27 protein-coding genes and 2 tRNA genes are annotated in these 26,614 nt (G+C 63.7%); 12 read left to right on the top strand and 17 right to left on the bottom strand.

Features of this window, described 5'->3' with window-relative positions; translation table 11 throughout:
- Positions 1-280 precede the first annotated feature (280 nt).
- Positions 281-571: a hypothetical protein gene (locus tag C8D95_RS05475; protein ID WP_109758163.1), complete on the bottom strand. Its 291-nt coding sequence runs from the start codon at positions 569-571 to the stop codon at positions 281-283.
- Between the two features lie 4 nt (positions 572-575).
- Positions 576-1,364, bottom strand: a complete 789-nt coding sequence (gene rlmB / locus C8D95_RS05470; RefSeq protein WP_109758162.1) for a 23S rRNA (guanosine(2251)-2'-O)-methyltransferase RlmB — start codon at positions 1,362-1,364, stop codon at positions 576-578.
- Between the two features lie 155 nt (positions 1,365-1,519).
- On the opposite strand from rlmB, the gene C8D95_RS21945 reads away from it, so the two are divergent.
- Positions 1,520-1,603 (top strand) — tRNA-Tyr (locus C8D95_RS21945).
- Positions 1,604-1,663: 60 nt separating this feature from the next.
- Positions 1,664-2,083, top strand: a complete 420-nt coding sequence (locus tag C8D95_RS21685) for a hypothetical protein (RefSeq protein WP_126918573.1) — start codon at positions 1,664-1,666, stop codon at positions 2,081-2,083.
- Here C8D95_RS21685 and C8D95_RS05465 read toward each other — a convergent pair.
- Positions 2,016-2,543 carry a phosphatase PAP2 family protein gene (locus C8D95_RS05465; protein ID WP_170121472.1) on the bottom strand — a complete coding sequence of 176 codons (528 nt, stop codon included), beginning with the start codon at positions 2,541-2,543 and terminating at the stop codon, positions 2,016-2,018. The genes C8D95_RS21685 and C8D95_RS05465 overlap by 68 nt on opposite strands.
- Before the next feature lie 635 nt (positions 2,544-3,178).
- Here C8D95_RS05465 and C8D95_RS05460 point away from each other — a divergent pair.
- A complete protein-coding gene (locus C8D95_RS05460; RefSeq protein ID WP_109758160.1) occupies positions 3,179-3,850 on the top strand; it encodes a response regulator transcription factor in 672 nt (223 codons plus the stop codon).
- A complete protein-coding gene (locus C8D95_RS05455) occupies positions 3,843-5,228 on the top strand; it encodes a sensor histidine kinase (protein ID WP_109758159.1) in 1,386 nt (461 codons plus the stop codon). The genes C8D95_RS05460 and C8D95_RS05455 overlap by 8 nt, the downstream gene beginning before the upstream one ends.
- Positions 5,229-5,513: 285 nt before the next feature.
- Here C8D95_RS05455 and C8D95_RS05450 read toward each other — a convergent pair.
- The 5 genes from C8D95_RS05450 to C8D95_RS05430 form a co-directional block, all read right to left on the bottom strand.
- Positions 5,514-5,588 (bottom strand) — tRNA-Val (locus tag C8D95_RS05450).
- Positions 5,589-5,809: 221 nt separating this feature from the next.
- A complete protein-coding gene (eno, locus tag C8D95_RS05445; protein ID WP_109758158.1) occupies positions 5,810-7,087 on the bottom strand; it encodes a phosphopyruvate hydratase in 1,278 nt (425 codons plus the stop codon).
- Between the two features lie 278 nt (positions 7,088-7,365).
- Positions 7,366-8,244 carry a DMT family transporter gene (locus C8D95_RS05440; protein WP_109758157.1) on the bottom strand — a complete coding sequence of 293 codons (879 nt, stop codon included), beginning with the start codon at positions 8,242-8,244 and terminating at the stop codon, positions 7,366-7,368.
- A 15-nt stretch (positions 8,245-8,259) separates the two neighbouring features.
- A complete protein-coding gene (locus C8D95_RS05435) occupies positions 8,260-8,835 on the bottom strand; it encodes a peptidylprolyl isomerase (protein WP_109758156.1) in 576 nt (191 codons plus the stop codon).
- Positions 8,828-9,334 carry a peptidylprolyl isomerase gene (locus C8D95_RS05430; protein WP_109758155.1) on the bottom strand — a complete coding sequence of 169 codons (507 nt, stop codon included), beginning with the start codon at positions 9,332-9,334 and terminating at the stop codon, positions 8,828-8,830. The genes C8D95_RS05435 and C8D95_RS05430 overlap by 8 nt, the downstream gene beginning before the upstream one ends.
- Positions 9,335-9,482: 148 nt before the next feature.
- Between C8D95_RS05430 and C8D95_RS05425 the strand changes: the two genes are divergently transcribed.
- The 3 genes from C8D95_RS05425 (at position 9,483) to C8D95_RS05415 (ending at position 12,087) form a co-directional block, all read left to right on the top strand.
- Positions 9,483-10,676: a phosphoglycerate kinase gene (locus C8D95_RS05425; RefSeq protein WP_109758154.1), complete on the top strand. Its 1,194-nt coding sequence runs from the start codon at positions 9,483-9,485 to the stop codon at positions 10,674-10,676.
- Between the two features lie 91 nt (positions 10,677-10,767).
- Positions 10,768-11,646, top strand: coding sequence for a fructose bisphosphate aldolase (locus C8D95_RS05420; RefSeq protein WP_206508307.1), 879 nt, complete (start codon positions 10,768-10,770; stop codon positions 11,644-11,646).
- A 141-nt stretch (positions 11,647-11,787) separates the two neighbouring features.
- Positions 11,788-12,087, top strand: a complete 300-nt coding sequence (locus tag C8D95_RS05415) for an FtsB family cell division protein (RefSeq protein WP_164721690.1) — start codon at positions 11,788-11,790, stop codon at positions 12,085-12,087.
- On the opposite strand, the gene C8D95_RS05410 is transcribed toward C8D95_RS05415, so the two are convergent.
- Positions 12,080-12,598, bottom strand: a complete 519-nt coding sequence (locus tag C8D95_RS05410) for an alpha/beta fold hydrolase (protein ID WP_109758153.1) — start codon at positions 12,596-12,598, stop codon at positions 12,080-12,082. The genes C8D95_RS05415 and C8D95_RS05410 overlap by 8 nt on opposite strands.
- Before the next feature lie 143 nt (positions 12,599-12,741).
- A complete protein-coding gene (locus tag C8D95_RS05405) occupies positions 12,742-13,233 on the bottom strand; it encodes a VPLPA-CTERM sorting domain-containing protein (protein WP_241239666.1) in 492 nt (163 codons plus the stop codon).
- Positions 13,234-13,503: 270 nt separating this feature from the next.
- Here C8D95_RS05405 and pdhA point away from each other — a divergent pair, with 270 nt between their 5' ends.
- From pdhA to C8D95_RS05380, 5 genes are all read left to right on the top strand, one after another.
- Positions 13,504-14,529, top strand: coding sequence for a pyruvate dehydrogenase (acetyl-transferring) E1 component subunit alpha (gene pdhA, locus C8D95_RS05400; RefSeq protein WP_109758152.1), 1,026 nt, complete (start codon positions 13,504-13,506; stop codon positions 14,527-14,529).
- Between the two features lie 14 nt (positions 14,530-14,543).
- Complete coding sequence (locus tag C8D95_RS05395; RefSeq protein WP_109758151.1) at positions 14,544-15,911, top strand: pyruvate dehydrogenase complex E1 component subunit beta; 1,368 nt, start codon at positions 14,544-14,546, stop codon at positions 15,909-15,911.
- A gap of 13 nt (positions 15,912-15,924) precedes the next feature.
- On the top strand, positions 15,925-17,265 hold the full coding sequence (locus C8D95_RS05390) for a pyruvate dehydrogenase complex dihydrolipoamide acetyltransferase (RefSeq protein ID WP_109758150.1): 1,341 nt from the start codon (positions 15,925-15,927) through the stop codon (positions 17,263-17,265).
- Positions 17,266-17,399: 134 nt separating this feature from the next.
- Positions 17,400-17,741, top strand: a complete 342-nt coding sequence (locus C8D95_RS05385) for a carboxymuconolactone decarboxylase family protein (RefSeq protein WP_109758149.1) — start codon at positions 17,400-17,402, stop codon at positions 17,739-17,741.
- 64 nt (positions 17,742-17,805) lie between these two features.
- Entirely contained in the window at positions 17,806-18,291 is a 486-nt protein-coding gene (locus C8D95_RS05380) for a cupin domain-containing protein (RefSeq protein ID WP_109758148.1), read from the top strand.
- Between the two features lie 3 nt (positions 18,292-18,294).
- Here C8D95_RS05380 and C8D95_RS05375 read toward each other — a convergent pair whose 3' ends face one another.
- The 7 genes from C8D95_RS05375 to fabF form a co-directional block, all read right to left on the bottom strand.
- The gene (locus C8D95_RS05375) at positions 18,295-19,362 is read right to left on the bottom strand and encodes a PLP-dependent cysteine synthase family protein (protein WP_109758147.1); all 1,068 of its coding nucleotides are present in this window, start codon (positions 19,360-19,362) and stop codon (positions 18,295-18,297) included.
- A 70-nt stretch (positions 19,363-19,432) separates the two neighbouring features.
- Positions 19,433-20,248: a serine O-acetyltransferase gene (gene cysE, locus C8D95_RS05370; protein ID WP_109758146.1), complete on the bottom strand. Its 816-nt coding sequence runs from the start codon at positions 20,246-20,248 to the stop codon at positions 19,433-19,435.
- Positions 20,249-20,335: 87 nt separating this feature from the next.
- Entirely contained in the window at positions 20,336-21,046 is a 711-nt protein-coding gene (locus C8D95_RS05365; RefSeq protein WP_109758145.1) for a DUF2793 domain-containing protein, read from the bottom strand.
- Entirely contained in the window at positions 21,039-23,426 is a 2,388-nt protein-coding gene (locus C8D95_RS05360; protein WP_164721691.1) for a baseplate megatron protein TIM-barrel domain-containing protein, read from the bottom strand. Before C8D95_RS05360 ends, C8D95_RS05365 begins: the two co-directional genes overlap by 8 nt.
- The gene (locus tag C8D95_RS21940) at positions 23,395-23,751 is read right to left on the bottom strand and encodes a hypothetical protein (RefSeq protein ID WP_164721692.1); all 357 of its coding nucleotides are present in this window, start codon (positions 23,749-23,751) and stop codon (positions 23,395-23,397) included. Before C8D95_RS21940 ends, C8D95_RS05360 begins: the two co-directional genes overlap by 32 nt.
- Positions 23,752-24,054: 303 nt before the next feature.
- Entirely contained in the window at positions 24,055-25,248 is a 1,194-nt protein-coding gene (gene mltG / locus C8D95_RS05355) for an endolytic transglycosylase MltG (protein WP_109758143.1), read from the bottom strand.
- A complete protein-coding gene (gene fabF, locus C8D95_RS05350; protein ID WP_109758523.1) occupies positions 25,248-26,510 on the bottom strand; it encodes a beta-ketoacyl-ACP synthase II in 1,263 nt (420 codons plus the stop codon). The genes mltG and fabF overlap by 1 nt, the downstream gene beginning before the upstream one ends.
- Positions 26,511-26,614 lie beyond the last annotated feature (104 nt).

Genomic DNA, 26,614 nt, shown 5'->3' with positions numbered 1-26,614 from the left:
GGCCGGGGCGGGCGGGATTCCCTTGCGCGCGCCCTCGCCCGGAACGGCGTCCCGCAGGCGCTGATAATCGGGTCAGGCGTCCTGCGACACAAGCTGGACCGAAACAATTTTCCCTGAATCATAGGCCTGCGGCGCATACAAAAAGACGCCCGTTCTGAAAAACGGGCGCCAAGTTACGGAACGAGGGACAGTGATAGGACACCGGGCGTTCCGAGCCCGGGCCATGCAAACGAAATAGGAACGGACGGTCGGTCATGGAAGACCGGTCGCAAAACCGTGATCAGTCGAAAATCTCGTCGATCAGGTCTTCGGCGGCGTCCCAGACCTTGTGCATCAGGCGTTGCGAGAGGCTGCGCCCCTGCTTGCGCGGCGGCGGCGCGGCATGGTGGCGAACGGGTGCGGGCCGCGGCCTGTGCTTCGGCCGGGCCGGGTCCGCGCGCAGCATCTTCAACTCGTGCAGGGGTGCCCCGCAGGTCGAGCACGCCAGCTCATGCCGCCCCTCGCCCCGAAGGACGAGAGCGGCGCGGGTGCCGCAATAGCAGCAGGTGGCGATCTTGGCGGTCTGGGGCATTCACTCAGGTCTTGCGGCTCATGGCTGCATATAGGGACACCGCCGCCGCGTTCGAGACGTTGAGCGAGCCGAAATCGCCTGAATAGGGGATCCGGGCGAGGATGTCGCAGGTCTCCCGCGTCTTCTCGCGCATCCCCGGCCCCTCGGCGCCGAGGACGAGGGCGACGCGGTGGCCGGCGTCGGCAAGCGCCTCCGCCAGAGTGGCTTCGGCCTCGCCGTCCAGACCGACGAGCCGGAACCCCGCCTCGCGCAATTCGTCCAGCGCCGCCGACAGGTTGCCGACGCGGAGATAAGGCTGACGTTCGAGCGCGCCCGACGCGCTTTTCGCCAGGGCGCCGGTCTCGGGCGCCGAATGCCGCGCGGGGGCCACGACGGCGCGGGCGCCGAAGACCTCGGCCGAGCGCAGGATGGCCCCCACGTTGTGCGGGTCCGTCACCCGGTCGAGGCACAGCACGACCGCGGCTTCGTCCTTGCCCGCGAGGTCGCGCAGCTTGCCCCAGTCGAGCGGCTTGGCCTCGAGCGCCGCGCCCTGGTGAACCGAGGCCGGATCGATGGGCACGTCGAACTTGCGGGGATCGACGATCTCGGGCTCGATACCGCCCTGCCCGACCGCGTCTCCCAGCCGGTCGAGCGCGTTCTTCGTCACCACGAGCCGCAGCTTCTCGCGCGCGGGGTTCAGAAGGGCGTCGCGAACCGCGTGCAGCCCGAAAAGCCACACGGTCGCCTGGCCTGCCTCGCGGCGCGCCTTCTCTTTCTCGATCACCCATTTCGGTTTCTTCACGGGCTTCTTCACGGGCCTCGGGCTCCCCTTGCGGTCGCCTTCCGCCTAACGGTCCGGGCTGCCTTTGCCAAGCCTCGCCCCGCCGCCCATCCGGCCCGCGTTTTCCGCCTTGACCGTCCGAAGCCCCAAGTTTATCCGTCCCTCCGTGCCGGGCGACCGGCGCCAGTGGGCGACAGGCCGCAAGGTGTGGCAGGGGACTGTAACTCCCTCGCGGAGACGCACGCCAGGTTCGATTCCTGGGTCGCCCACCATTCACTTTTCATAGAACCTCCTCTCCTCTGACGGGGCTGACAGAGGACCTGATCGTTGCCTTGTCGCGCCACAGCAACGTCGTCGTCCTTTCGCTCAAGACCGCACAGCAGCTTGGCGAGCGCGCATCTCGGCTGGAGAACCCGCTGTCCGAGGTCCGTGCAGACTATCTGATCACTGGTACGATCAGGGCGAATGTTGCGCATGTGCGGGTCACCGTTCAACTCTCGGACAGGACGACAGGCGCCACCGTCTATTCCGAGAAATTCGACCGGGAGCTGAAGGCTCTCTTCGCGCTGCAGGATGAACTGGTCCAGACATTGGCCGGATGTCTGCCCTGGCGCTTCATCGACGCCGTAGGGCGTAGGATGACCAAGCAAAAAGCTCCAAAGCTGTCGACCTACGAGGCGTTCATCAAGGCTGGTTGGGAGGCGCGTCAGCAGAACGATACCCTGTGCTATATCGGTCGATTCCGAACATGACATGCAGTCCCATGACGACGATGATCGAAATAAGCCAGGCAAAGACGATATCGCTAAAAAAGTGCGCGCCGAATGCTACCCGGAGACCCGACCCAAAAGCGGCAACAGCCAAGATGCATAGACTGGAAGCAACGCGTTTGGATTCCGGTAGACGCGGCACCGCAACCAAAATCAATATAGTTGAAACGGTTGCTAGCGCACTCGCCTCCCCAGACGCGAAACTGCAGTTGCTTTCGCATTGATCTGCAAAGGTCAAAGCAGGTGAAAACTCTTTCTCACCACCAAAAATATCGATCTGACGTGGTCGCGCGCGACCGGAGTATCGCTTCAGCAAGCCGTTAACGATCAAGCCGGGGCCAACCAAATACGACGTGAGCGCAAAAGCCAGGATACGTTTGTGTGATATTTGAATTCTGCGGAACAGCAAGTTTGCGATTAAGATGACGAGGACGGCGCCCATGGCCCAGTCCGTCAAGACGAATGTGATCCTTCTAATACTCCTAAGTATCGGCGACTCGGCCAAGGGAAATCCATTCGTATCGCCGAATAGCATGCTGATAGCGATATCGACGGTCGGAAACAACACAAGAAGGACGCCGAGGACTACCGTCGTGCCGCAAAGGAACAAGGCAAGCTCAAAGGACGTTCGCAACAAGAACATTGAGGGCTCTCTGGGTAGTGACTAACGGATCCCATTTGGTCTGGCCGTGCAGGATAATTTCGCGCGGCCAAATAGGAAAAGGCCTGGATCATGTTTGAGGGAATGTTGGGACGGACAAGCACAGTGGGAGGCACGGACGAAGCGTTCGTCAGGCATATCGGCCACCTTGCCCACCAGCCTCGCAGCAACTATCGTTGTGCCGTCGAACGCACCTGAAGCAGGGGTCAACGGATTCCGACACAGCACCGGCGACACGGGCGCCTTCCGACTGATTGGTACACCTGCAGCCATGTTTTGCTACCTCTTGAAGATCGATAGCAGGGTCTCGATGACTCGCTCGTGGCGGCGACTATACCGATTGGCAATGTTTCTAAGTTGGCGTCCATAATGATATTTTGCTATTAGCCCGAGACCTAACTGGAGCTTGGACACGGATGCGGGTGCTTGTTGTAGAAGATGATGCTGAGACGGCCGAGTATATTTGCTCCAGTTTGAACGCACTTGGTCATGTCACTACCCACGCAGCCGACGGAAAACAGGGGTTTCTCGATGCCCTCGACGCCGAATTTGACGTGATGGTCGTTGACCGAATGTTGCCCGGTCTGGACGGGCTTTCGCTGGTCAGGTCGGTACGCGGTGCGAAGGTTGCCACGCCGATCCTGTTTCTTAGCGCACTTGACGGCTTGAACGACCGGATTGATGGACTGGAGGCTGGGGCGGACGATTATCTCGTGAAGCCCTTCGCATTTTCGGAATTGTCTGCGCGCCTCAACGTATTGGCGCGCCGCCCGCCACTACAGTCGGAAGAAACATCGCTGCGGGTGGACGACCTTGTACTTGACCTTATCAAGCACAGTGCACGTCGTTCAGATCAGCTTATCCCACTGCAACCGCGTGAGTTTCGCTTGTTGGCGTATTTGATGAAGAATGCTGACAGGGTTGTTACTCGCACGATGTTACTGGAAGCAGTGTGGGGGTTTCACTTCGATCCAAAGACCAATGTCGTCGAAACCCATATAAGTCGTTTGCGAAACAAGGTCGACAAGCCCTTCAAAAAACCACTGATCCACACGATCCGAGGTGCGGGATACATCGTCCATGCCTGAGAAACCGCACACCCCATCCAGCCGGACTTCAGTACGACTGTCGCTTCAATATTCGTTCGTTTATGCAACTCTGTCCGCCATCGTTTTTGTCATGACGTACTTTTACACGCAATACGAGATTCGTGAATGGGTGCGCATTGAGATGAGGGGCGCGGCCATGACACTGGAAGCGATTTACCGCAGTGAAGGAATCGATGCGCTGATCAGCGGTGTGGACACATTGGCAAAAGCGAGCTTCGAGAACGCGCACATCTACCAGCTTCTTGATGAAGACGGCTCCATCATTTCCGGCAATATTCCCGCCAAGATGGACGGTCGACTTCCTGACAGAATTCTGGCGGAAGACATCCATCTGCTCGGCGGCGTCAATGAAGAGCTGGTAGGGTACTGGATGCGCGGCGACCAGATCGGTCCGTATCGACTGGTTCAGGGTTCCAGCGATCATGTCTTCGCAGAAATTCTTGAGGCCCTCGGCTATGCGCTGCTTGCGGGTTCTCTGGTTGTCGTGGTCTTGGGGCTGATCGTGGGGGTACGCGTTGGGCGACTGACTGAACAGCGCATCTCGGGCATTTCCAGAACACTCTCAGATTTCTCGGGCGGGAAACTGGACGTGAGAATCCCAGCCCCGCCGGGCAAACGGGATGATCTCGGCAGGGTCTCCACATCCATCAATTTGATGCTCGATAAAATCGAACGACTACTGGAGAGTCAGGAACAGATTTCCAATGACATTGCGCACGACATGCGAACCCCACTCCAGCATTTGCGTCAGCGGCTGGAAGCGATGCAGAGCAGCCCGAAAGTCTCGCATGAAGATGTCACTACCAGCTTGGAGCACACCGAAGAGATAATAGGAACATTCAACGCACTCTTGCGCATTGCGCAAATCGAGGGTGCTGACAGGCGTGCGAGGTTCGAAAGGTTCGATATCAGAAGTGTTATTGAGAACGTTGCAGAGTTTTTTGAACCCTTAGCGGATGATGAGGGGATGACGTTGGACGCGCAGTCTCCCGGTGAAGCAGCTGTGGTCCTCGGCGATCGTGGCCTTCTCACGCAACTGCTGTCAAACCTTGTGGAAAATGCGATCAAGCATTCCCCGGCTGGCATTGACATCAAGATCTCCGTACATACAACTCCGACAGAAGTCTCCGTTCGTGTCGCTGATGGGGGACCTGGTGTTGAACCGGCGGATCATGAACGGATCTTTCGAAGGTTCTTTCGCGGGGAAAAGAGCCGCAATAGTTATGGAAACGGTCTCGGTTTGTCCCTGGTAAAAGCGATTGCCGATTTGCATGGGGCGACCTTGTCCGTCTCAAATAACAACCCGGGCGCGGTCTTCGAGGTCAGATTCCCGAACGAGCGTTCATCGCAAGGCTGAAAAGGGCTGTTGCTTTTTTGGGCAGCGGAAGTTCGCTTCTCAGGCGCCGTTCCACTGTCGGTGCCTGGCGTGGACGTACCACTATTGAGGCGCGGCGTCCTCGGCTGCCAGGTTCGGCTGTGCATCCCCCATTTGCTCAAGACCTGAAGCCATGGCTGGGCGCGCCCACCGCGGGTCGCCCAAGATAACTCGACTTCTCCGCACCAGGGGAGGACACGAAGGTTCAGTGAACCAGTGCGCCCTTCGCAAACTGAGTCTCAAATCCAAAGAAATCGAAGATTTTATTGGTGGGTGATGAGGGATTTGAACCCCCGACATCTTCGATGTGAACGAAGCGCTCTACCACTGAGCTAATCACCCGCCGGACGCCTCTTAGCGCCGTCGTGCCATCCGTGCAAGCGTGGATCAGGGAGCGCCGGCGGAGGTCGTCCGAGCAGGCGTGCTCTCGACGAGTGATGGGCAGCGCTCGTCTGACACGCGGCGGAAAACCACGAACCCAGCCGAACGCAACGCGACGCCACCGTCGTCGCAGGATGCGGCGGATGTCGGCGTCGCGCCTTGATTTCACCGGTCCGCCCGGTTCACGAGCGGAGGATCGAGCGCCCCGCGTAGATTGCCGTTCCGTCCAGCGCCTCCTCGATGCGGATGAGCTGGTTGTATTTCGCCAGTCGGTCGGACCGGGCAAGCGAGCCGGTCTTGATCTGGCCGCAGTTGGTGGCGACGGCGAGGTCGGCGATGGTGGCGTCCTCGGTCTCGCCCGAGCGGTGGCTCATCACGGAGGTGAAGCGCGCGCGGTTCGCCATGTCGACGGCGGCGAGCGTCTCGGAAAGGGTGCCAATCTGGTTGACCTTGACCAGAAGCGCATTGGCGCAGCCTTCCTCGATGCCGCGCGACAGGCGCACCGGATTGGTGACGAAGAGGTCGTCGCCCACGAGCTGGACCTGATCGCCGAGGACATGCGTCAGCGTCGCCCAGCCGTCCCAGTCGTCCTCGGCGCAGCCGTCCTCGATCGAGAGGATCGGGTAGTCCGCGACCAGCGCCTGGAGGTAGGAGACGTTCTCGTCCGAAGTCAGGGACTTGCCCTCACCCTTCATCTCGTACTTGCCGTCCCGGTAGTACTCGGTCGAGGCGCAGTCGAGCGCCAGCATGATGTCGTCGCCGGGCGTATAGCCCGCCTTCTCGACCGCCCTCAGGATGAAGTCGAGCGCATCGCGCGTGGACGACAGGTTGGGCGCAAAGCCGCCCTCGTCGCCGATGCCGGTCGAGAGGCCCGCCGAGGACAGCTCCTTCTTCAGCGTGTGGAAGATCTCGGAACCCATGCGCACGGCCTCGCGAATGTTCTCCGCGCTCACCGGCATGATCATGAATTCCTGGATGTCGATCGGGTTGTCCGCGTGTTCGCCGCCGTTGATGATGTTCATCATGGGCACCGGCAGGACGCGGGCCGAGGTGCCGCCGACATAGCGGTAGAGCGGCTGCGCGCAGTAGTCGGCAGCGGCCTTGGCCGTTGCGAGCGAGACGCCCAGGATGGCGTTTGCCCCAAGCCGACCCTTGTTCGGCGTGCCGTCGAGTTCGATCATCGCGGCGTCGACGGCTTCCTGCTCGGTCGCATCGAAACCGACGAGCGCGTCGGCGATCTCGCCGTTGACCGCCATCACCGCCTCGAGAACTCCCTTGCCCATGTAGCGGGACTTGTCGCCGTCGCGCTTCTCGACCGCCTCGTGGGCGCCCGTGGAGGCGCCCGAGGGCACGGCGGCGCGGCCCATGGTGCCGTCCTCGAGCGTCACGTCGACCTCGACCGTGGGGTTGCCGCGGCTGTCGAGGATCTCGCGGGCGTGGATGTCGATGATGGTGCTCATGGTGGGGCTTCCCCTTGGGACGTGGCGACTCGTGAGCCCGCTATAACAGGGGTTTCGTGCGAGGGGAAACGCAGGCGAGGGTCAAGGAATGCCGCGGGCGGCCGGCGCATCGCGCCAAGTCCACAATGCCCACACCGTCACCAGAGAGTTTCCGCCTGGTCTGCAACAGGTCGGATTTTGGCCCCATTCCCGGCATGATCGGCCGATTAGGTGGCTCCTGTCGCTTCACCGGCGGCACGGGACGCACTCACTCGACCAACCCGGGACAACTCACTCACTCAATCACTCACATGCTTCCGCGCGGCGCTTCGGCGCTCGCGCAGGAATGCATAGAGCCCCGATCCCACGATCATCGCCGACCCGATCCAGGTTGCGGCGTCGGGCACTTCTCCGAACAGCGCATAGGCCACGAACAGCGCGAAGACGATCCGCGTGTAGCGGAACGGCGCTACTGCCGAGACCTCGCCCGTGCGCATCGCGACCGTGATGAGAGTGATGGCAACCGAGGCGCAGGCGGTCATTCCGGCGAGGTAGAGCGTCGTCGGCAGGTCCATGGGCTTCCAGCCGCCCTCGAAGGGCAGAAGCATGAGGCCCGCGATCGTCAGCGCCAGCATCGACCAGGCGACGGCGAAGGGCGTCGAGACCGAGCGCGGCAGGACCCGGCTGGCCAGGTCGCGCGCGCCGAGACCCACGATGTAGAGAAGGACCCAGAGGACGTTCGCGTCGAAGCCCGCGAATCCGGGGCGCAGGATGAGAAGAACCCCCGCCATGCCGACCGAAACGGCGAGCCAGCGCCGCCAGCCGACCCTTTCGCCCAGAAACAGCGCCGCGCCGACGGTGACGGCGAGCGGCAGCGCCTGCCCCATGACGGTGACGGTCGAGAGCGGCACGAGGCCAAGGGCGATGATGATGCCGACCGAGCCGATCACCTCGCCCGCCGAGCGGATGACCATGACGCGACCCAGGGCCGAACGGTCGAGGAACCGCTCGTCCTTCAGCTTCAGGACGGTGAAGAAGATCAGGAAGATCGCCGCCGAGGTGACGGCGGTGATCTGTCCGGGCCCGACGCTGCGCGAGGCGAGCTTGATGGTGGCGTCGACGCCGGCGAAGGCCGCCATCGACAGGGTCATCAGCAGGATTGCGCGGGTGTTGTTCACGCCCCGCGCCTGCCGTCAGCGCTCAATCGACACGTCTTGCATGACGTCGGGACCATCCGACACCGAGCCGTTCGGACCAGCGCCGCGCTTGATCGCGTCGACAATGTCCATGCCCTCGATCACGCGGCCGACGACGGTGTACTGGCCGTTCAGGAAATGACCCTCGTCGAACATGATGAAGAACTGGCTGTTGGCGCTGTTCGGATCCTGCGCCCGCGCCATACCGACGATGCCACGGTCGAAGGGGATGTCGCCGAACTCGGCCGCGATGTCGGGCAGCGACGAGCCGCCCATGCCGGCCTGGCTCATGTCGCCGCCCGACTTGCCGAATTCGACATCGCCGGTCTGAGCCATGAAGCCGTCGATCACGCGGTGGAAGACGACGCCGTCATAGGCGCCCTCTTCTGCCAATGCGGCGATCTGGGCGACGTGCTGGGGCGCCGTCTCCTCGAACAGGTCGATGACGACGCGGCCGTTGGCCTCGCCCGCGACCTCGATAACGAGGTTCGGGCCGGCGCTGTCTTCCTGCGCGAGCGCGGGGGTCGCGGCAAGGGCGGCGAAAAGAGAAAAGGAAAGGAAAATCTTATTCATCGGAGGCGACCTTCACGCTGATCATCCTGTCGGGGTTCATCGGCGGCTCGCCGCGTGCGATCTTGTCGACATGTTCCATGCCGCTGATGACGCGGCCATAGACCGTGTATTGCCCGTTCAGGAAATGGTTGTCCTTGAAGTTGATAAAGAACTGGCTGTTTGCCGAGTTCGGGCTCTGGCTGCGCGCGGCGCCGAGGGTGCCGCGGTCGTGGGGGATGCGGCTGAACTCGGCCGGAACGTCGGGCTTCGACGATCCGCCGGTGCCGGCGCGGCGGATGTTCAGCCCCTCGCCATGAATGCCGTGCTCCACGTCGCCCGTCTGAGCCATGAAGCCGTCGATCACGCGGTGGAAGACGACGTTGTCGTAGGCGCCCTCGCGGGCCAGTTCCTTCATGCGCGCGGCGTGTTGCGGCGCGATGTCGGACATAAGCTCGATGGCGACGGTGCCGTCCTTCAGCTCGATGAGGATCGTGTTTTCGGGATTTGCGTATTCGGCCAAGGGAAGCCTCCTTCTTGTGTCGGGGCGGACCCTAGAGGGAAGGCCGCGCGAGGGAAAGGGGGCCGGTCACAAGATGCGCGGTCCCTCTCCTGTTGACGCGGGCGCGGCATGGCGTAGTTGAGACGGAATGCTCATACGGGAGACGTACATGGCCTGGAAGACGCTCGACGACATCGACATGAAGGGCAAGGCGGTGCTGGTCCGGGTCGATTTGAACGTGCCGGTCGAGGACGGAAGCGTGACCGACGCGACCCGGATCGAGCGCATCGTGCCCACCATTCGCGACATCATGGCGAAGGGCGGCAAGCCGGTGCTGATGGCGCATTTCGACCGCCCGAAGGGAAAGCGCGTGCCCGAGATGTCGCTCTCGCTGATCCGCGAGGACGTCGAGCGCATCCTGGGCGTGCCGGTGGTCTTCGCCGACGATTGCATCGGCGCACCCGCCAAGACAGCCGTCGCGGCGCTGAAGGAGGGCGAGGTCCTGCTTCTGGAGAACACGCGCTTCCACGAGGGCGAAGAGAAGAACGACGCGATGTTCGCGGCCTCTCTCGCCGCTTTGGGCGAGGTCTACGTCAACGATGCCTTCTCGGCCGCTCATAGGGCGCACGCCTCGACAGAGGGTGTCGCACACCGCCTGCCGTCGGCGGCCGGCCGTCTGATGGAGGCAGAGTTGAAGGCGCTCACGGCGGCCCTGACCGAGCCCGAGCGGCCCGTCGTGGCCGTCGTCGGCGGGGCCAAGGTGTCGACGAAGCTCGATCTTCTGGGAAACCTCGTCCGCAAGGTGAACACGCTGGTGATCGGCGGCGGGATGGCGAACACCTTCCTGGCCGCTCAGGGCCACGACGTCGGCACCTCGCTGGCCGAACACGACATGGCCGACACGGTGCGCGAGATCATGGCCAAGGCCGAGGAAGCCGCCTGCGAGATCGTGCTGCCTGTGGATGTAGTCTGCGCGACCGAGTTCAAGGCCCACGCCGACCATGTGACGGTGCCCGCGGACGCCTGCCCGTCCGACCGCATGATCCTGGACGCCGGGCCCGAGACCGTGGCGCGCATCGCTCAGGTCTTCGAGGGCGCGAAGACGCTGATCTGGAACGGCCCGCTCGGCGCCTTCGAGATCGAACCCTTCGATGCCGCCACGGTCGCTGCGGCACGGAAAGCGGCAGAGTTGACGAAGGCGGGCCACCTCGTCTCGGTCGCGGGCGGCGGCGATACGGTCGCGGCGCTGAACGCGGCTGGCGTGGCCGACGATTTCACCTATGTCTCAGCTGCGGGGGGCGCCTTCCTCGAATGGATGGAAGGCAAGACCCTGCCCGGTGTGGCGGCGCTCGACCAGGACTGAGCCAATCGGCGCGCCGTTAGCGGCACCAGCGTTGACAGGCGGCAATGCCCCCCGCAAGAGGGGCCGGAACGTGCAAAGGAACGAGGATATCATGGTCACACAAGCGGAACGGATGCGCACCGGCAAGGGCTTCGTCGCGGCGCTGGACCAGTCGGGCGGTTCGACCCCAAAGGCGCTCAAGCTCTACGGGATCGACGAAGACCGCTATTCCTCCGAGGACGAGATGTTCGACCTCATCCACGAGATGCGCGCGCGGATCGTGAAGGCGCCCGCCTTCATCGGCGACAAGGTCATCGGCGCCATCCTCTTCGAGATGACGATGGACCGCGACTTCGACGAAATTCCCGCGCCGACGTACCTGTGGGAGAAGAAGGGCGTCGTCCCCTTCCTGAAGTGCGACAAGGGGCTCGAGGACGAAGCCGACGGCGTGCAGATCATGAAGGACATGGGCGACCTCGACGGTCTTCTGAAGCGCGCGAAGGACAAGGGCGTCTTCGGCACCAAGATGCGCTCGGTCATCAACGCGGCGAACGAAGGCGGCATCCGCCGCAACGTCGCGCAGCAAGCCGAGGTCGGGAAGCGTATCCTTGGCCACGGCCTCGTCCCGATCCTGGAGCCGGAGGTCAACATCAAGATCGCCGACAAGGCCGAGGCCGAGGCGATCCTGCGCGACGCGCTGATGGAGGCGATGGACGCGATGGACGAGGAGGTCATGCTGAAGCTGTCGCTGCCCTCGGAGGCCGATTTCTACAAGCCGTTGATCGACCATCCGAAGGTCATGCGTGTCGTCGCCCTTTCGGGCGGCTATTCGCGCGACGAGGCCAACGCGCTTCTCGCGCAGAACCACGGCATGATCGCCAGCTTCAGCCGCGCCCTGAGCGAGGGGCTGTCGGACCAGCAGTCGGACGAAGAGTTCAACGCCACGCTGGCCGAGACGATCGACTCGATCTACCGCGCCTCGATCACCTGAACCGAGGGCGCCCGGACCATCCGGGCGCCGCTCGCGTAGTATATTGCCGAGCCCTTGAAATAAGGGGTTTTCTTCGGCGAATCACCATGACAGAATCAGGGTCGACGCCATCCCGCAGAGGATGGACGAAGAGGCAGTAACTTGACCGCACTCAACAGACCCGGCCTTGGCGTCGTCGCCTATTTCGCACTGATGTTTTCGCTTGGCGTCTATTTCCTGTTCGCGAGCGTGCAGGGCGATTTCGGCCTGTTCCGCCGGGTCGAGATCGAAGCCGAGGCGATGACGCTGGCTGTCGAGAGGGAGCGGCTGGCGGCCGAGGTCGCAGCGCTCGAGAACAAGACGAAACGCCTGTCCGATACTTACCTCGACCTCGATCTGCTAGACGAGCAGGCGCGCGACGTCCTGGGCCTGGTCCGGTCGGACGAGATCATCCTCAACTGAGCCCCAGCGCTTTCGCGAGGGCCTCGGTCGTCTCGGCATCGTCGAGGTCATGCCCGCCCTTCCGCAAGTGTCTTACCCTCGCCCCGGCGATCCGCGCGCCGTAAAGGTCTGCATGTGCCGGATCGACAATCTGGTCATCCTGCGCCTGAAGAATGGTCACGCGACCGAGGGCGTCGAAGGCGCCCTCGGTATCGGCTGGAAGGCAGAACTCCGACATGTCCCAGTCGGGTTGTCCCCAGACCGGCATGGCGCAACCGACGAACGAGGACAACGCCTTGCCCGGTGCACGTTCGGCGATCCATTTCAGCGCCATCGCTCCGCCGTGCGAATGCCCGACGATTGCGTCGTCCGGGCCGAGGGACGTGAGCAGCCCGTCAAACGCATCCAACCAGTCTCCCTGGATGAGAGGGGCTTCGACTGGCGCAAGCGAGGCGAGCCGTCTCAGCAGCGGATAATTGGAAGGCGTCAGGTAGTCGGCGTCCACGTTGGCGCCGTGCAGGAACAGGATCATGCGCAGATCTCCTCTTCCGGCGATCTTACGTTGATAACAACCAATTACAATCCTGGCTTGGACGTTGGCGCCCCTGCCCGGCCAACCCACACGCCAAAGCAAAAGGGCGCCCGAAGGCGCCCTGTCACGAGGTTTCTTGAAGCTCAGGCTTTCTTGCGGCGACGGATGGCCGCGAGGCCGCCCATTCCACCAAGAAGCAGAAGCGCCGAAGCCGGAAGCGGGACTTCGCTGACGCCAGTATTGAAGAACGCGATGTGCGACACGTCCTTCCAGGCCAGGTCCATGGTGCTCCAGGTGCCGCTCGTGGCGCCTTCGAGATCATAGATGGCGACGCCGCCATTGTTCCGCAGCTGACCTGCCTTCACGGCCATGTAGTGAGGCGAGTAGTCGCCCTCGCCGTTCCAGCTCCACGTGCCGCTGGTCGTGCTGTCGGTATCGAAAAGCACGGAGAACGATCCAAGCGGGCTGCCGGCGTATTCATCAGTGCAGGATCCGGCGTCCATCTCGTCGCACTTGTAGAGCGCGGGAGAGTCGATACCGTAGTCCGCAAGAACCAGATCCCGAGGGAAAGGGTCCCTGTCGAGGACGGTGACCAGGGTCGCCGCCTGCGCCACACCAGCCGGCCAGAGCAGCAAGTGTTGTCTTCATGAACATGGAAAAATCCCCACCATGCAAGTTACGTACATGCAAGTTACGTGATGGTGAACATAGATTCTTTTCATTTCTCGACCAAGGGAAATCCGTCGCTATTTTGTGCAGAACAAGACTTTTTCATGGCACTTTGCGACGAGGGAGGCCTGCGCTTCGGTTCTTTCGCGTCAGTTGCGCGCTCACCACGAAAGTGTATGGTGTGGGGAATAGTTTAACGCTCAACTATCTTGCCAGATCCAGGGAGGAGACCGCCGATGGCCGCCAGGAAGGCGACGCGCACCGCCGCGAAATCCAACGCATCCAAAGACGATTTGCTCAAGTATTACCGGGAGATGCTGTTGATCCGCCGGTTCGAGGAGAAGGCAGGACAGCTTTACGGGATGGGTCTGATCGGCGGGTTCTGCCACCTCTACATCGGCCAGGAGGCGGTCGTCGTGGGACTCGAATCCGCCGCCGAGGAGGGTGACAAGCGCATCACGACCTATCGCGATCACGGCCACATGCTGGCCTGCGGGATGGACCCGAAAGGGGTCATGGCCGAGCTGACGGGGCGTGAGGGCGGGCTGTCCAAAGGCAAGGGCGGCTCGATGCACATGTTCTCGAAAGATGCACATTTCTACGGTGGACACGGGATTGTCGGCGCAAACGTTCCACTGGGCGCGGGACTCGCCTTCTCTGACAAGTACAAGGGCAACGACCGCGTCACCTTCACCTATTTCGGCGACGGCGCGGCGAACCAGGGCCAGGTCTATGAGACCTACAACATGGCCGAACTCTGGGATCTGCCGGTGATCTTCGTGATCGAGAACAACCAGTACGCCATGGGAACGAGCGTCAAGCGCGCGACCAAGTCGATCTCGCTGTGGGAGCGTGGCGCGGCCTACGGGATCGAGGGCGAGGCGGTCGACGGCATGGACGTCCTTGCCGTCCGCGCCGCGGGCCAGAAGGCGGTCGAGCATTGCCGCGCCGGGAAGGGTCCGTACATCCTCGAGATGATGACCTACCGCTATCGCGGCCACTCGATGTCGGATCCGGCCAAGTACCGCACCCGCGACGAGGTCCAGAAGATGCGCGAAGAGCGCGACGCCATCGAGCAGGTACGCCGCCGACTTCTGGAGGGCGACGCGACCGAGGACGAGCTCAAGGCGATCGACAAGGAGATCAAGGACATCGTGAACGAGGCGGCGGAGTATTCGAAAGAAAGCCCCGAGCCCGGGCTCGAGCAGCTTTGGACCGACATCATCGTCGAAGACGGCGTCCGCGCGCCGCAGAACGCCTGAGGGGAGACAGGACCATGGCGACACAGATTCTGATGCCCGCACTCTCCCCCACGATGGAGGAAGGCACGCTGGCCAAATGGCTGGTGAAGGAGGGCGACACGGTTTCGTCCGGCGATATCCTGGCCGAGATCGAGACCGACAAAGCGACGATGGAGTTCGAGGCCGTGGACGAGGGCACCGTGGGCAAGCTCCTCGTCGCCGAGGGGACCGAGGGTGTGAAGGTCAACACTCCAATTGCCGTCCTCGTCGAGGAGGGCGAAAGCGCCGACGACGTCGAGACCGAAGCGCCGTCGAAGGATGAGGCGCCCGCGGAAAAGGCCGAGGCCCCTGCCCCCGCGCCCGCCAAGGCGAAGGCCGTCGGGAGCCGCGCCAAGGAGCCCGATTATCCCGCAGGCACCGAGATGGTGTCGACGACGGTCCGCGAAGCGCTCCGCGACGCGATGGCCGAAGAGATGCGCCGCGACGACACTGTCTTCGTCATGGGCGAGGAGGTGGCCGAGTACCAGGGCGCCTACAAGATCACACAGGGTCTTCTGGACGAATTCGGCGCCCGCCGCGTGGTCGATACGCCGATCACCGAGCATGGTTTCGCCGGCATCGGCGTCGGCGCATCCTGGGGCGGCCTTCGTCCCATCGTCGAGTTCATGACCTGGAACTTCGCGATGCAGGCCATCGACCAGATCATCAACTCGGCCGCCAAGACGCTCTACATGTCGGGCGGGCAGATGGGGACGCCGATCGTCTTCCGCGGTCCGAACGGTGCTGCCGCCCGCGTCGGCGCACAGCACAGCCAGGACTACGCGGCGTGGTATTCTTCGGTCCCCGGCCTCAAGGTCGTGCAGCCCTATTCGGCCGCGGATGCGAAGGGCCTTCTGAAGCAGGCGATCCGCGATCCGAACCCGGTCGTCTTCCTTGAGAACGAGATCCTCTACGGCCGCAGCTTCGACGTGCCGAAGATCGGCGACTTCACCATTCCCTTCGGCAAGGCCCGTATCTGGCGCGAGGGCGAGGATGTGACGCTCGTCTCCTGGGGCATAGGCATGACCTACGCCCTTCAGGCCGCCGACGAACTGGCGAAAGAGGGCATCGCAGCCGAGGTCATCGACCTCCGCACGTTGCGCCCCCTCGACATGGCGACCGTGATCGAGAGCGTGAAGAAGACCAACCGCTGCGTCACCATCGAAGAGGCCTGGCCTGTCGCCTGCATGTCCGACCACATCGGGTCCGAGATCATGCGCGAGGCCTTCGACTATCTCGATGCGCCGGTGTTGAAATGCACCGGCAAGGACGTGCCCATGCCTTATGCCGCGAACCTCGAGAAGCTGGCGCTGACCAGCGTGAAAGAGGTGATCGATGCGGTGAAGGCCGTGACATATCGCTGAGGGGGGAACCGCGATGCCGATAGAAATCCTTATGCCCGCACTCTCCCCCACGATGGAGGAGGGCACACTGGCGAAATGGCTGGTCAAGGAAGGCGACACCGTCTCGTCGGGCGACCTTTTGGCCGAGATCGAGACCGACAAGGCGACGATGGAGTTCGAGGCGGTGGACGAAGGCACCGTCGGCAAGCTTCTCGTGGCCGAGGGCACCGAGGGCGTGAAGGTCAACACGCCGATCGCCGTAATTCTCGCCGACGGCGAAAGCGCGGATGACTTGGGCGACACGAAAGCCAAAGCGCCCAAGAAGGAGGCCGACCCCAAGACGGCTCCGGCCGGCGCCTCCTCCGCGACCGAACCGCAGAAGGGCTATGGCCGCGGCGACGACGGTCAGGCCTCCGCTCCGAAGGTCGAGGCGTCCGAGAACAAGGGCGAACGCGTCTTCGCCTCGCCGCTGGCGCGCCGGATCGCCAAGGACAAGGGCCTCGACCTGAACCAGGTCAAGGGATCGGGACCGAAGGGCCGGATCGTGAAGGCCGACGTCGAGACCGCCGAACCCGGCAAGGCCGCCGCACCCGCCGCCGAGGCGCCGAAGGCGACCGAGGGCCAGAAGCCCGCGATGCCCGCCGGACTGGGTGCAGATGCCGTCGCCCGGATGTATCAGGGCCGGGAGTACCAGGAGGTCAAGCTCGACGGTATGCGCAAGACGATCGCCGCCCGCCTGACCGAGGCCAAGCAGACGATCCCGCACTTCTACCTGCGCCGCGACATCCGGCTCGACGCCCTGATGGCCTTTCGGGGTCAACTCAACAAGCAGCTCGAGGCGCGCGGCGTGAAGCTGTCGGTCAACGACTTCATCATCAAGGCCTGCGCGCTGGCGCTGCAGCAGGTACCGGACGCAAACGCGGTCTGGGCGGGCGACCGTATCCTGAAGCTGAAGCCGTCCGACGTGGCGGTGGCCGTCGCCATCGAAGGCGGATTGTTCACGCCTGTCCTGCGGGACGCCGAGCAGAAATCGCTCTCGACCCTGTCGGCGCAGATGAAGGACCTCGCCGCCCGCGCACGCGACCGCAAGCTGGCGCCCGACGAATACCAGGGCGGCAGCTTCGCCGTTTCGAACCTGGGCATGTTCGGCATCGACAACTTCGACGCCGTCATCAACCCGCCTCACGGCGCGATCCTTGCGGTCGGTGCCGGAGTGAAGAAGCCCGTCGTCAACGACGCGGGTGAAATCGAGGTCGCGACGGTGATGAGCGTGACGCTGTCGGTCGACCACCGCGTCATCGACGGAGCGCTCGGCGCGCAGCTGCTCGAGGCGATCAAGGCCAACCTCGAGAACCCCATGGGGATGCTGGCCTGACCAAGGCCCGGCGAGGGGCGCTGCCCCTCGCGCTCCCCGGGATATTTCCGGGCCGATGAAACCGGGTTGATCCAGGACAAGGCTCGGGGACATCACCCGGGCCAGATCCTTTCCGAGACCGGAAAGGATGTATCATGGACTGGAAGCACCACCTCGACGAGACAAGCGCGAACCTGAACACGTTCCGCGGTCTCAGGCCCGAAACGGGCCATGGGTTCACCGCGCTACACCGCGCGGCGATGGCCGAAGGCGCGATGACGGTCCGCGAGAAGGAACTGGTGGCGCTTGGTATCGGCATCGCCACCCGCTGCGTCGATTGCATCGGCTTCCACGTCCATGCCGCCGCAAGGGCCGGCGCCAGCCGCGAGGATGTGGCCGACACGATCTCGGTCGCCGTGATGATGGGAGGCGGACCGGCTTACATGTACGGCGTCAAGGCACTCGAAGCCTTCGACCAACTGGTCGGCGTCGCTTAACGCGTTCGACACCTCTGACCTGCTAGGAGACGCGGCAACCGGTCCGCGGTACGCAGGAGGCGAGATGCTTAAGGAGACCTACATTCTCACCCGGCGGGACATCGATGCCCTGCCCGGCACACTCAGGACGCATTTCCTGAACGACGGCGCGCGCCGAGTCGAGAAAGCGCTCGGCGAACTGACGGGGATGGAGGAGATCGGCTTTGCCCTGATCGAGGTGGCGCCCGGCGACGAAAGCACCGAACACCACAAGCACTACCACGAGGAGGAGTGCCTTTATGTGATCGAGGGCACGGGTATCGCCCGTGTCGGTTCCGAAAGTTTCCAGATCGGACCGGGCGATTTCATCGGATGCCGCAAGGGCGGACTTGCCCATTCGCTGAAGAACACGGGCGAAGTGGCGCTGCGCTGCCTTGCGGTAAGCCAGCGCAAGGCCCACGACGTGTCGGACTATCCGCGGCGCGGCAAACGTCTTTACCGCAACGAGAAGCTGACGTGGAATCTCGTCGACCTCGCCGTCATCGACCGGCCCTTCGGCGCAAAGACCTGATCGTCAGAGCTGGAAGCCCGGCGTCGACAGAGACAGCGCCATTTCGTCGTCGTCCATGTCCTCGGTCACGCCCTCGAACAGCGGTGTCGACAGGTAACGCTCACCTGTGTCGGGCAGCATGCACAAGAGGACCGACCCTTCGGGCGCCGTCTCTGCCAAGCCCATGGTGACCGCAAATGTCGATCCGCCCGACACGCCGGTGAAGATTCCTTCCTTGCGCGCCAGCTCTCGCGACCAATGGATGCCGTCCGGACCCGCCACGGGAATAAGCTCGTCGTACAGCTTTTCGTCGATTGCCTCCTGAAGCACCCAAGGGATGAAGTCGGGCGTCCACCCCTGGATCGGATGGGGCTGAAAATCGGGATGGCTTGCCGTCGGCTGGTGCGCCTCGTTCCGGTCGTTGGCACGACCCGACCCCACGATCTGCGCGTTTGCCGGCTCCGAGAGGATGATCTTCGTGTCCGGTCGCTCGCGCCGCAACACTCGCCCAACACCGGTGACCGTTCCGCCGGTGCCATAGCCTGTGACGAAATAATCCAGACGCTGCCCGTCGAAATCGCCGAGGATCTCGGCCGCTGTGGTCGTCTCGTGGATATCGGCGTTGTCCGGCGTCTCGAACTGGCTTGCGAGGAACCAGCCGTTCGCCTCGGCAAGCTCCTTGGCCTTGTGGTACATGCCCAGGCCTTTCTGCGCCCGCGGCGTCAGAACGACCCGAGCTCCCAGGAATCGCATCAGCTTGCGCCGCTCGATCGAAAAGCTGTCGGCCATCGTGATGACGAGGGGGTACCCCTTGGCGGCACATACCATTGCCAGCCCGATGCCGGTGTTGCCGCTCGTCGCCTCGACGACCGCTTGTCCGGGCTTCAGACGTCCATCGCGCTCTGCCGCTTCGATGATGTTGAGGGCCAGGCGATCCTTCACGGACCCTGCGGGATTAAACGCCTCGAACTTGACGTAGACGGTGACGTGATCCGGCCCGATACGGTTGATCCGCACAACCGGTGTGTCACCCACAGTGTCCAAGATGCTGTCGAAGAGATGTCCGCGACCCTTCGCTCGACGAATGCTCATTCCGACACCCCCTGTTTGGCTTCAAGTGGAACCTAACAGGAAAGACGTCGCGACGGAAAGAAGTCCTGACTCAGTCCGTCCCGACCGAGCCCAGGATCTGGTCCATGCTCAAGGCCGGCTGATCGCAGCCCGCCTCGCCCACGATGCGGGCTGGCACACCCGCGACGGTCTTGCACGGCGGCACTTCCTGAAGAACGACAGACCCTGCGGCGACCCGACTGCAGTTTCCGACCTTGATGTTCCCCAGCACCTTCGCGCCTGCTCCGATCAAGACGCCATCGCCTACCTTGGGATGGCGGTCGTGACCTTCCTTGCCGGTTCCGCCCAGCGTGACGGAATGCAGCATCGACACGTTGTTCCCGACGACTGCCGTCTCGCCGACCACGATGGAGTGAGCGTGGTCGATCATCAGGCCCTTGCCCACGACTGCGTTCGGATGAATGTCGACGCCGAAGACCTCGCTCACGCGCGCCTGAATGAAGTAGGCCAGATCGCGGCGACCCTCTGTCCACAGCCAGTGGCCGACACGGTAGGCTTGGACCGCCTGGAAGCCCTTGAAGAACAACAGGGGTTGAAGCAGCCGATGGCAGGCCGGATCGCGCTCGAAGATAGCAACCAGGTCCGCGCGCGCGGCCTCGCCCAGGTTCGGGTCAGCGGCATAGGCCTCTTCCGAGATTTCGCGCAGAAGCTGGGCGTCCATCTCGGGCGAAGACAGCTTCAGCGCGAACCGATAGCAGAGCGCGCTTTCCAGCGTCGCATGGTGCAGCACCGCCGCGTGAACCATGCCACCGATCAGCGGCTCATCGTTGATCGCCTGATGCGCATCCTGCTTGATCCGGTCCCAGACCGGGTCGAGAGGCGTGAGCCGCGGCAGTTCCTTGCCCATGTCGCTTCCTTCCCTGACGCGAGCGTTCTAGAACAGATAGCAAGGTCGCTCCAAGAAAAAAGCCCCTGCCCTCAGGCAATGCCTTGTTCAGGCGCGGGGAAGGCTCAACTCCGCCAAGTGGATGGCCAGTCGGATGACGCCTGTCCCCGCGAATGCGCCCCCCGTGGGGGTGAGGACAAGGTCCGTATCGGCGTAGTACGCAAGGGGAGAGCCGGTCAGTCCTCGTGCCCACGAGCCCTGAGCCGTTCCGATCCCCGAGCCGTAGCGCGTCGGGGACCCCGAAACGCCGATGTCCAGTGAAGACGCGCCCCCAAGTGTCGAGACGACACGCGCCGTCACGCCATACACCGTGGTGCCGCCGGGCAAGGCGGCCGTCACCGTCGAAGTGACGCCGGCGCTTATGGCGTGGTCGATCTCGACGACGCGGTGAACGAAACCTGCGCCGTGCGCGGACAGAGCCCCCGCCCCTTCGATCCATGCCCTACCGTCGAAGACGATGCGGGTTCCGGCGTCCTCTGACCATCCCTGCCAGCCGGACGCGGGCGTGATGAAGGCCCAGCCTCCGTTCAGAAAAAGCGCGATCTGTCCGTCTCGTCCGGCCCAGGCACCAGTTGCCACCTCGCCGACACCATAGACGTCGCCCTCGGCGGGCGACACGGGCGGGACGACGATATCGACCCCGACCATCGAAAGCTGGACCAGCGCATCGAGACGCGCGAGACCCTCGTTCACGGTCACATGTTTCTGTGCTTGTGCCGGCGCCAGGACCGGCAACCCAAGTCGAATCGTCTCAGTCATTGATGTTGATCCTTGCTTCAAGTCCCGGTCCGTAAAGGTCCGACAGTTGCGCTACCCTCACGTCGTAGGGTCCCGTGACGCCGTCAGCGACGCGCTCCGCCGCGGCATAAGTGAAGACAGGCGCGCTTGTCGCATTGGCCCTGCGAAGCGTTCCCGCGCTCCAGACCTCGACCCGGTAGCGCTCGCTCGCCTCGCCGAGGGGGACCTCGGCCAGCGTCCAGCTGTCCCCGTCAATCCGTGGCTGGCGTATCCAGGAGAAATGGTGGGCCCCTGCTCCATCGACAGCCAATCTCAAATGAACCGGCGCGAAGGGACGCAACGCGACACCACGCGCCATATGCGTGAAGCCGATGTAGGACGGGTGATCTACCGGCTTCGTCGCGGGCCCCACCCGATAGTGCCGCTCGAGTCTGCGCGCCTCAGACGGCAAGACAACCTGTCGCAAGGCGGCGTCCAGAACGACGACCGTCGATCCCGCAGGCCAGATTTCGGGCATGATCCCCTCCGTACCGCGCAACCCCCGCATCCGATGCGACAGCGCCCAAGTCTCGGGCGCCGTAAGCTTCGCATCGCGGAACTGGAAGACCTCCCGGTCTAGGCTATCGGAGGACCCGATCACGCCCACGTTGCCACCTGCGAACAGCGACATGTCGTCGACCGACGCCAGGGTGCCGTAGGCCAGCCGCACGTACAGATCGGGACCCCTGTCCCACAGCCCGACCCGAGCCGCCGGAAGATCATTCAGCGTCACACCCATGACAGCGCGACGTGAGAGACTGGTCTCGAAACTCCAGCGCTCCCCGTCGATGGATGAATAGACGGCCACCTCGCCCGGCCAGGGTTCGGAGACCGCCGCGATCCATGGCGCGTCAGGCACCGCCTCCGGCCGCAGGATCGGAAGGTCCATCATTTCCGCCCAGACCGGCAGCGGCGGAACATGCGGCTGCGTCATGACGAAGGTATCCGTCCCGACGAAGGGACGATAGAGACCCCGCTCCACACGTACCGCTTCGACCCGTCGCGCGCCCGCCTCCTCGAGACGGTCCACGCGATAATCGGCACCCTCCACCGTGACCACATCGCCCGCCCTCACACCCGAAGACGGCGGCAACGAGAATGTCGCGCCCTCGCGCGCAACCCGCGCCTCGGCAAGCCAGCGGTCGACGACGGATCGGGCTTTCCCTCCTGTCAGGACGAGAGGCAACTCGCTCTGCGCTATGCCCGTCGTGACCTCGTCAGGAAAGATTCCCTCCGTCGCGCGGGCCTCGTAATTCCCATCGGCCTCGACGTAGGTCAGTCGCACACGCCCCGAGACTTCGGCATCGGCCAGACGTGTCCGCGACAGAACCGGTTCCCCCTCGTCGCGCGCGAAAAGCGCCGTTTCGAGGGTCTCGCCGACGAGTCCGTCGCGCGTCCGGAAAACGACCTGCCCCTCGCGTTCGACCGCATCCACACCATGTGCCAGAAGAAGCGGCTGCAAGGCCTCCCGCGCCGAAGCACCGCCCTCGACCGCATAGCCCCGGACAAGGCCCCGGACGTCCGAGACGTCGATGTCGTCGATGCCCTGCGACGCACAGATGCTGCGGATGACACCGTTAAGCGTCCGCGAGGCCACCCGACCATTCAGCCAGTGCCCGCGCGCATAGTTCTCGCCATCGCCCCAGACGTCGGCATCGGCAGGAAACCAGGGATAGGGTCGCGCATCCCAAGCCCAAACGAACATGCGTCCCGTGTCGATCATCTGCGCGCCATAGACGTCCGAGACGGGGTTGTTTCCGGCGTCGGACCAAAACTCCGACACCGCACGCAGGTATTGCATCTGGATCAGGTCGTCGCGTGCGCCTGTCGAATGCTTCGGCAACGACGACTCCGACGACTTCGGGTCGAGAAAACGGTTCGGCTCGTTCGTCCCCTTGTCGACGGCGGCACAGCCCAATTCGTCAAGCCAGGCCGCGTCGAACTGGGGCCCCCGCAGCCCTTCGTAATCATGCGCCGAGAACAGCTTCGCCTCGGCCCCGTTCGGCCACACCAACCGCCGCCGCCCGGATTCCCAAACCGGCGTCCGGTCCGGCGGCGTGCAGGCCAGGATCCCGCTCTCGCCGAAGACCATCACGTCGCGCGCCTGGTCGAAGGTCTCGCCCACCAGCGCCACACGCCGCGCCCGTCCCTCGTCCGTCGGCCCCGATCCCTCGACCATCGAGCGGACCCATTCGGCCCCCGCCCGCGTCTTTCCGGCACCGCGCCCGCCAAGGACCACCCAGGTCTTCCACTGGCCCGCATCTTCGGGCGGCAACTGGTGCGGAAGCGCCCAGAAGTCGAACAGATACGGCAGCGCGCGCAGCGCCTGGTCAGAAAGACCCTCCAGGAATTCCCTCTGCATCTCTCGCGGTGCGGATGCGATCGAGAGAGCGCCCGATCTCAACCCGAAGCCGGTCGAAGTCGATAGGGGCGGACGCGATAAGTCCTCTCGCTTCAAGGACATGCTTTTCATGTTTCTTCACCTCGTCTATCAGTTCGTTCCGCGCCTTCGAATAGACGAGAAGCGCACTCTTCATCTCGGCCAGCGAGGCCTTGTCGGCGGTCTTCGCCGTCTCCGTCGCAGCGTCCTGGAACACGTCGAGCATGTCGTTGACCACGGACTCGCTTAAGAGCAGCAGCCTGCGCGACTTGAAGGTTCCGGCGAGAATGGCTGGATCGTCTGTCATCCACGCTCCCATGGTATGGAAAAGAAAAACGCGGCACCGGGACTTACCCCGAACCGCGCTGCCACGTCTCCTAGCTTGCCTGAAGGTGTACCCCGGACCGCCCTGAAGGTCAAGCCTTAAGTTGTTGATAGAATTGGATAATACCGTACGATGCGATTAACGAATGGTTACCGCGGCGACTTTCCGAGCGTCTTCAACGCCCTCCAAACGAAAACTCACGCAACAGCCGGCCGGACCGGGCCAATGCCCCTGCCGTCGAGCAGATCCTACCCCGCCCAATTCCGTCCAACAGAAAGGGAATCGCTACTGGTTTTCCGGCGCCGTCTCAGCGGCAGCCTCAGCCGCCGCCGCACGTTCTGCCTCGATCTCTCGCCACCGCGCGACGTTGGCGTTGTGCTCTTCCAGCGTAACCGCGAAGGCGTGGCCTCCGGTGCCGTCCGCAACGAAGAACACATACTCCGACTCCGCCGGCGCCAGCGCCGCCTTGATCGAGTCCTCGCCCGGATTGGCGATCGGAGTCGGCGGCAGCCCCTCGATGACGTAGGTGTTGTATGGCGTCTCCGCCCGAAGCTCGCTCTGCCGGATACCCCGCCCCAGGACGCCCTGCCCCTTGGTGATGCCGTAGATCACCGTCGGGTCGGTCTGAAGCCTGATCCCGTCCCGCAGCCGGTTCGCGAAGACGCTCGCGACAAGGTAGCGCTCGTCCGGCAGCCCCGTCTCCTTCTCGATGATCGAGGCGAGGATCAGCGCCTCCTCCTTCGTCTCGACCGGGGCATCCTCGCTCCGCGCTTCCCAGGCCGCATCCAGACGCGCGGTCTGAATCGCCTCGAGGTTATCCAGGAACGCGCCCCGGTCCTGACCAGGACGGATCTCGTAGGACCCCGGCGCAAGCGCGCCCTCGGCAGGCACCTCGGTCAGGTCGCCCGCGAAGAGGTCGGACGCCTTCAGCGCCTCGGCCACCTGCCAGCTCGTGACGCCCTCGGTCACGACGACCTCAAAGCCCGTCGCCACGTCGTCCAGCGCCTCCAGGTATTCCGCAGGCGGTGTTTCGACCGCCTTCGGATCGAACTCCGCCGCCACCACGAATTGCTGCGTGTCCTTGTCCAGCTCGCGCACCCGCATCAACTGGCCGCCCACCTGCACGAGGTAACGCACCTGAGTCCCGCAGGTCGACACGCCCGTGCCCGTCAGCACACCGACGATCTCCTGCATCGACGCACCGGGCTCGACAAGGAAAGAGCCCGCTTTCAACGCGGGCGAGCGCTCCGAGTAATCGGACCCCAGCCGGAAGATCGTCGCGTTCGAGATCGCACCCTGCGCCTCAAGCCCCTCGGCCACCTTCGCAATGGACCCGCCCCGCGGCACCTGCACGCAGATCGTTTCCTCCAGCGGCCCCTCCGCGACGTACTCCCGCTGTCCCCAGGCAATCACGCCCGCAATCGCGATCAGGGCCACGATCAGGATCGTCAACATGTTCGAGGCGAAAGAGCGCCACATCAGAGGTCGACCCGTCCCATCACGAGGCTCGCGTTCGTGCCCCCGAACCCGAAGGAATTTGACAGCGCCACGTCGATCTTGCGCTCGCGCTTGGCGTTCGGCGCAAGGTCGAGCTTCGGCTCGACGGCAGGATTGTCGAGGTTGATGGTCGGCGGCGCAACCTGATCGCGCAAGGCGAGGATGCAGAAGATCGCTTCCACCGCGCCCGCCGCCCCCAGAAGGTGACCGATCGACGACTTGGTGGACGACATCGTCGCACCCGCCGCCGCATCGCCCATGACCCGCTCAACTGCGCCCAACTCGATGGTGTCCGCCATCGTCGAGGTGCCGTGCGCGTTGATGTAATCGATATCGGCCCCGGTCAGTCCCGCCGATTTCAGCGCGGCTCGCATAGCCCGCTCGCCACCCTCTCCGTCCTCGGACGGCGCGGTGATGTGATAGGCGTCACCCGACAGCCCATACCCCAGGATCTCGGCATAGATGTGCGCGCCCCGCGCCTTGGCGTGCTCGTACTCCTCCAGCACCACGACGCCCGCCCCCTCGCCCATGACGAAACCGTCGCGGTCGGCGTCATAGGGACGCGAGGCCTTCTCCGGATCGTTGCCGCGCTTGGTCGACAGCGCCTTGCAGGCATTGAACCCGGCGATCCCGATCTCGCAGATCGGACTTTCCGCCCCTCCCGCCACCATGATGTCCGCGTCACCCAGCATGATAAGACGCGACGCATCCCCGATGGCGTGAGCCCCGGTGGAACAGGCCGTGACAACGGCATGGTTCGGCCCCTTGAACCCGAAGCGGATCGACACCTGCCCCGACACGAGGTTGATGAGAGCGCCCGGAATGAAGAAGGGCGACACCCGCCTCGGCCCGCGCTCCTTCAAAAGCACGGCCGTCTCGGCGATGGACTGAAGCCCACCGATGCCCGACCCGATCATGACGCCCGTGCGCAGCTTTTCCTCGTCGGACAAATCGCCGATGCCCGCGTCCCGCACCGCCTGCTCGGCGGCGGCCATGCCGTAGAGGATGAAATCGTCGACCTTGCGCTGTTCCTTGGGCTCCATCCAGTCGTCGGGGTTGAACGTCCCGTCCGACCCGTCTCCGCGAGGCACCTCGCAGGCATAGGTGGTCGCCAGATGGCTAGCATCGAACCGCGTAATCGTCCCCGCCGCGGACTCTCCCGCCAGAAGGCGGCGCCATGTCTCTTCGACCCCGCAGGCGAGAGGAGAAACGATCCCAAGTCCCGTGACGACGACCCGACGCATGCCCATATCCTCAACGCCATTTTTCATTGTCGAAAGACATACACGCCAGCATCGCACGGCGCAATCTGACGCGGCACGCCTTTGCCGTTAACCCGCGCGCAAAC

Origin of the sequence: Silicimonas algicola, assembly GCF_003148765.1 — a bacterium.
In the GTDB taxonomy this organism is placed as follows: Bacteria; Pseudomonadota; Alphaproteobacteria; order Rhodobacterales; family Rhodobacteraceae; genus Silicimonas; species Silicimonas algicola.
The sequence above is the reverse complement of the archived record's forward strand: the minus strand, read 5'-3'. Positions and strand labels throughout refer to the sequence as shown.

Excerpts from the sequence above, each read along its gene's own strand:
- C8D95_RS05475 (WP_109758163.1), bottom strand. The coding sequence starts at position 571 with ATGCCCCAGACCGCCAAGATCGCCACCTGCTGCTATTGCGGCACCCGC.
- C8D95_RS05465 (WP_170121472.1), bottom strand. The coding sequence starts at position 2,543 with ATGGGCGCCGTCCTCGTCATCTTAATCGCAAACTTGCTGTTCCGCAGA.
- C8D95_RS05460 (WP_109758160.1), top strand. The coding sequence starts at position 3,179 with ATGCGGGTGCTTGTTGTAGAAGATGATGCTGAGACGGCCGAGTATATT.
- C8D95_RS05455 (WP_109758159.1), top strand. The coding sequence starts at position 3,843 with ATGCCTGAGAAACCGCACACCCCATCCAGCCGGACTTCAGTACGACTG.
- eno (WP_109758158.1), bottom strand. The coding sequence starts at position 7,087 with ATGAGCACCATCATCGACATCCACGCCCGCGAGATCCTCGACAGCCGC.
- C8D95_RS05435 (WP_109758156.1), bottom strand. The coding sequence starts at position 8,835 with ATGAATAAGATTTTCCTTTCCTTTTCTCTTTTCGCCGCCCTTGCCGCG.
- C8D95_RS05425 (WP_109758154.1), top strand. The coding sequence starts at position 9,483 with ATGGCCTGGAAGACGCTCGACGACATCGACATGAAGGGCAAGGCGGTG.
- C8D95_RS05420 (WP_206508307.1), top strand. The coding sequence starts at position 10,768 with ATGGTCACACAAGCGGAACGGATGCGCACCGGCAAGGGCTTCGTCGCG.
- C8D95_RS05410 (WP_109758153.1), bottom strand. The coding sequence starts at position 12,598 with ATGATCCTGTTCCTGCACGGCGCCAACGTGGACGCCGACTACCTGACG.
- pdhA (WP_109758152.1), top strand. The coding sequence starts at position 13,504 with ATGGCCGCCAGGAAGGCGACGCGCACCGCCGCGAAATCCAACGCATCC.
- C8D95_RS05395 (WP_109758151.1), top strand. The coding sequence starts at position 14,544 with ATGGCGACACAGATTCTGATGCCCGCACTCTCCCCCACGATGGAGGAA.
- C8D95_RS05390 (WP_109758150.1), top strand. The coding sequence starts at position 15,925 with ATGCCGATAGAAATCCTTATGCCCGCACTCTCCCCCACGATGGAGGAG.
- C8D95_RS05385 (WP_109758149.1), top strand. The coding sequence starts at position 17,400 with ATGGACTGGAAGCACCACCTCGACGAGACAAGCGCGAACCTGAACACG.
- C8D95_RS05380 (WP_109758148.1), top strand. The coding sequence starts at position 17,806 with ATGCTTAAGGAGACCTACATTCTCACCCGGCGGGACATCGATGCCCTG.
- C8D95_RS05375 (WP_109758147.1), bottom strand. The coding sequence starts at position 19,362 with ATGAGCATTCGTCGAGCGAAGGGTCGCGGACATCTCTTCGACAGCATC.
- cysE (WP_109758146.1), bottom strand. The coding sequence starts at position 20,248 with ATGGGCAAGGAACTGCCGCGGCTCACGCCTCTCGACCCGGTCTGGGAC.
- C8D95_RS05365 (WP_109758145.1), bottom strand. The coding sequence starts at position 21,046 with ATGACTGAGACGATTCGACTTGGGTTGCCGGTCCTGGCGCCGGCACAA.
- C8D95_RS05360 (WP_164721691.1), bottom strand. The coding sequence starts at position 23,426 with ATGCAGAGGGAATTCCTGGAGGGTCTTTCTGACCAGGCGCTGCGCGCG.
- C8D95_RS21940 (WP_164721692.1), bottom strand. The coding sequence starts at position 23,751 with ATGACAGACGATCCAGCCATTCTCGCCGGAACCTTCAAGTCGCGCAGG.
- mltG (WP_109758143.1), bottom strand. The coding sequence starts at position 25,248 with ATGTGGCGCTCTTTCGCCTCGAACATGTTGACGATCCTGATCGTGGCC.
- fabF (WP_109758523.1), bottom strand. The coding sequence starts at position 26,510 with ATGCGTCGGGTCGTCGTCACGGGACTTGGGATCGTTTCTCCTCTCGCC.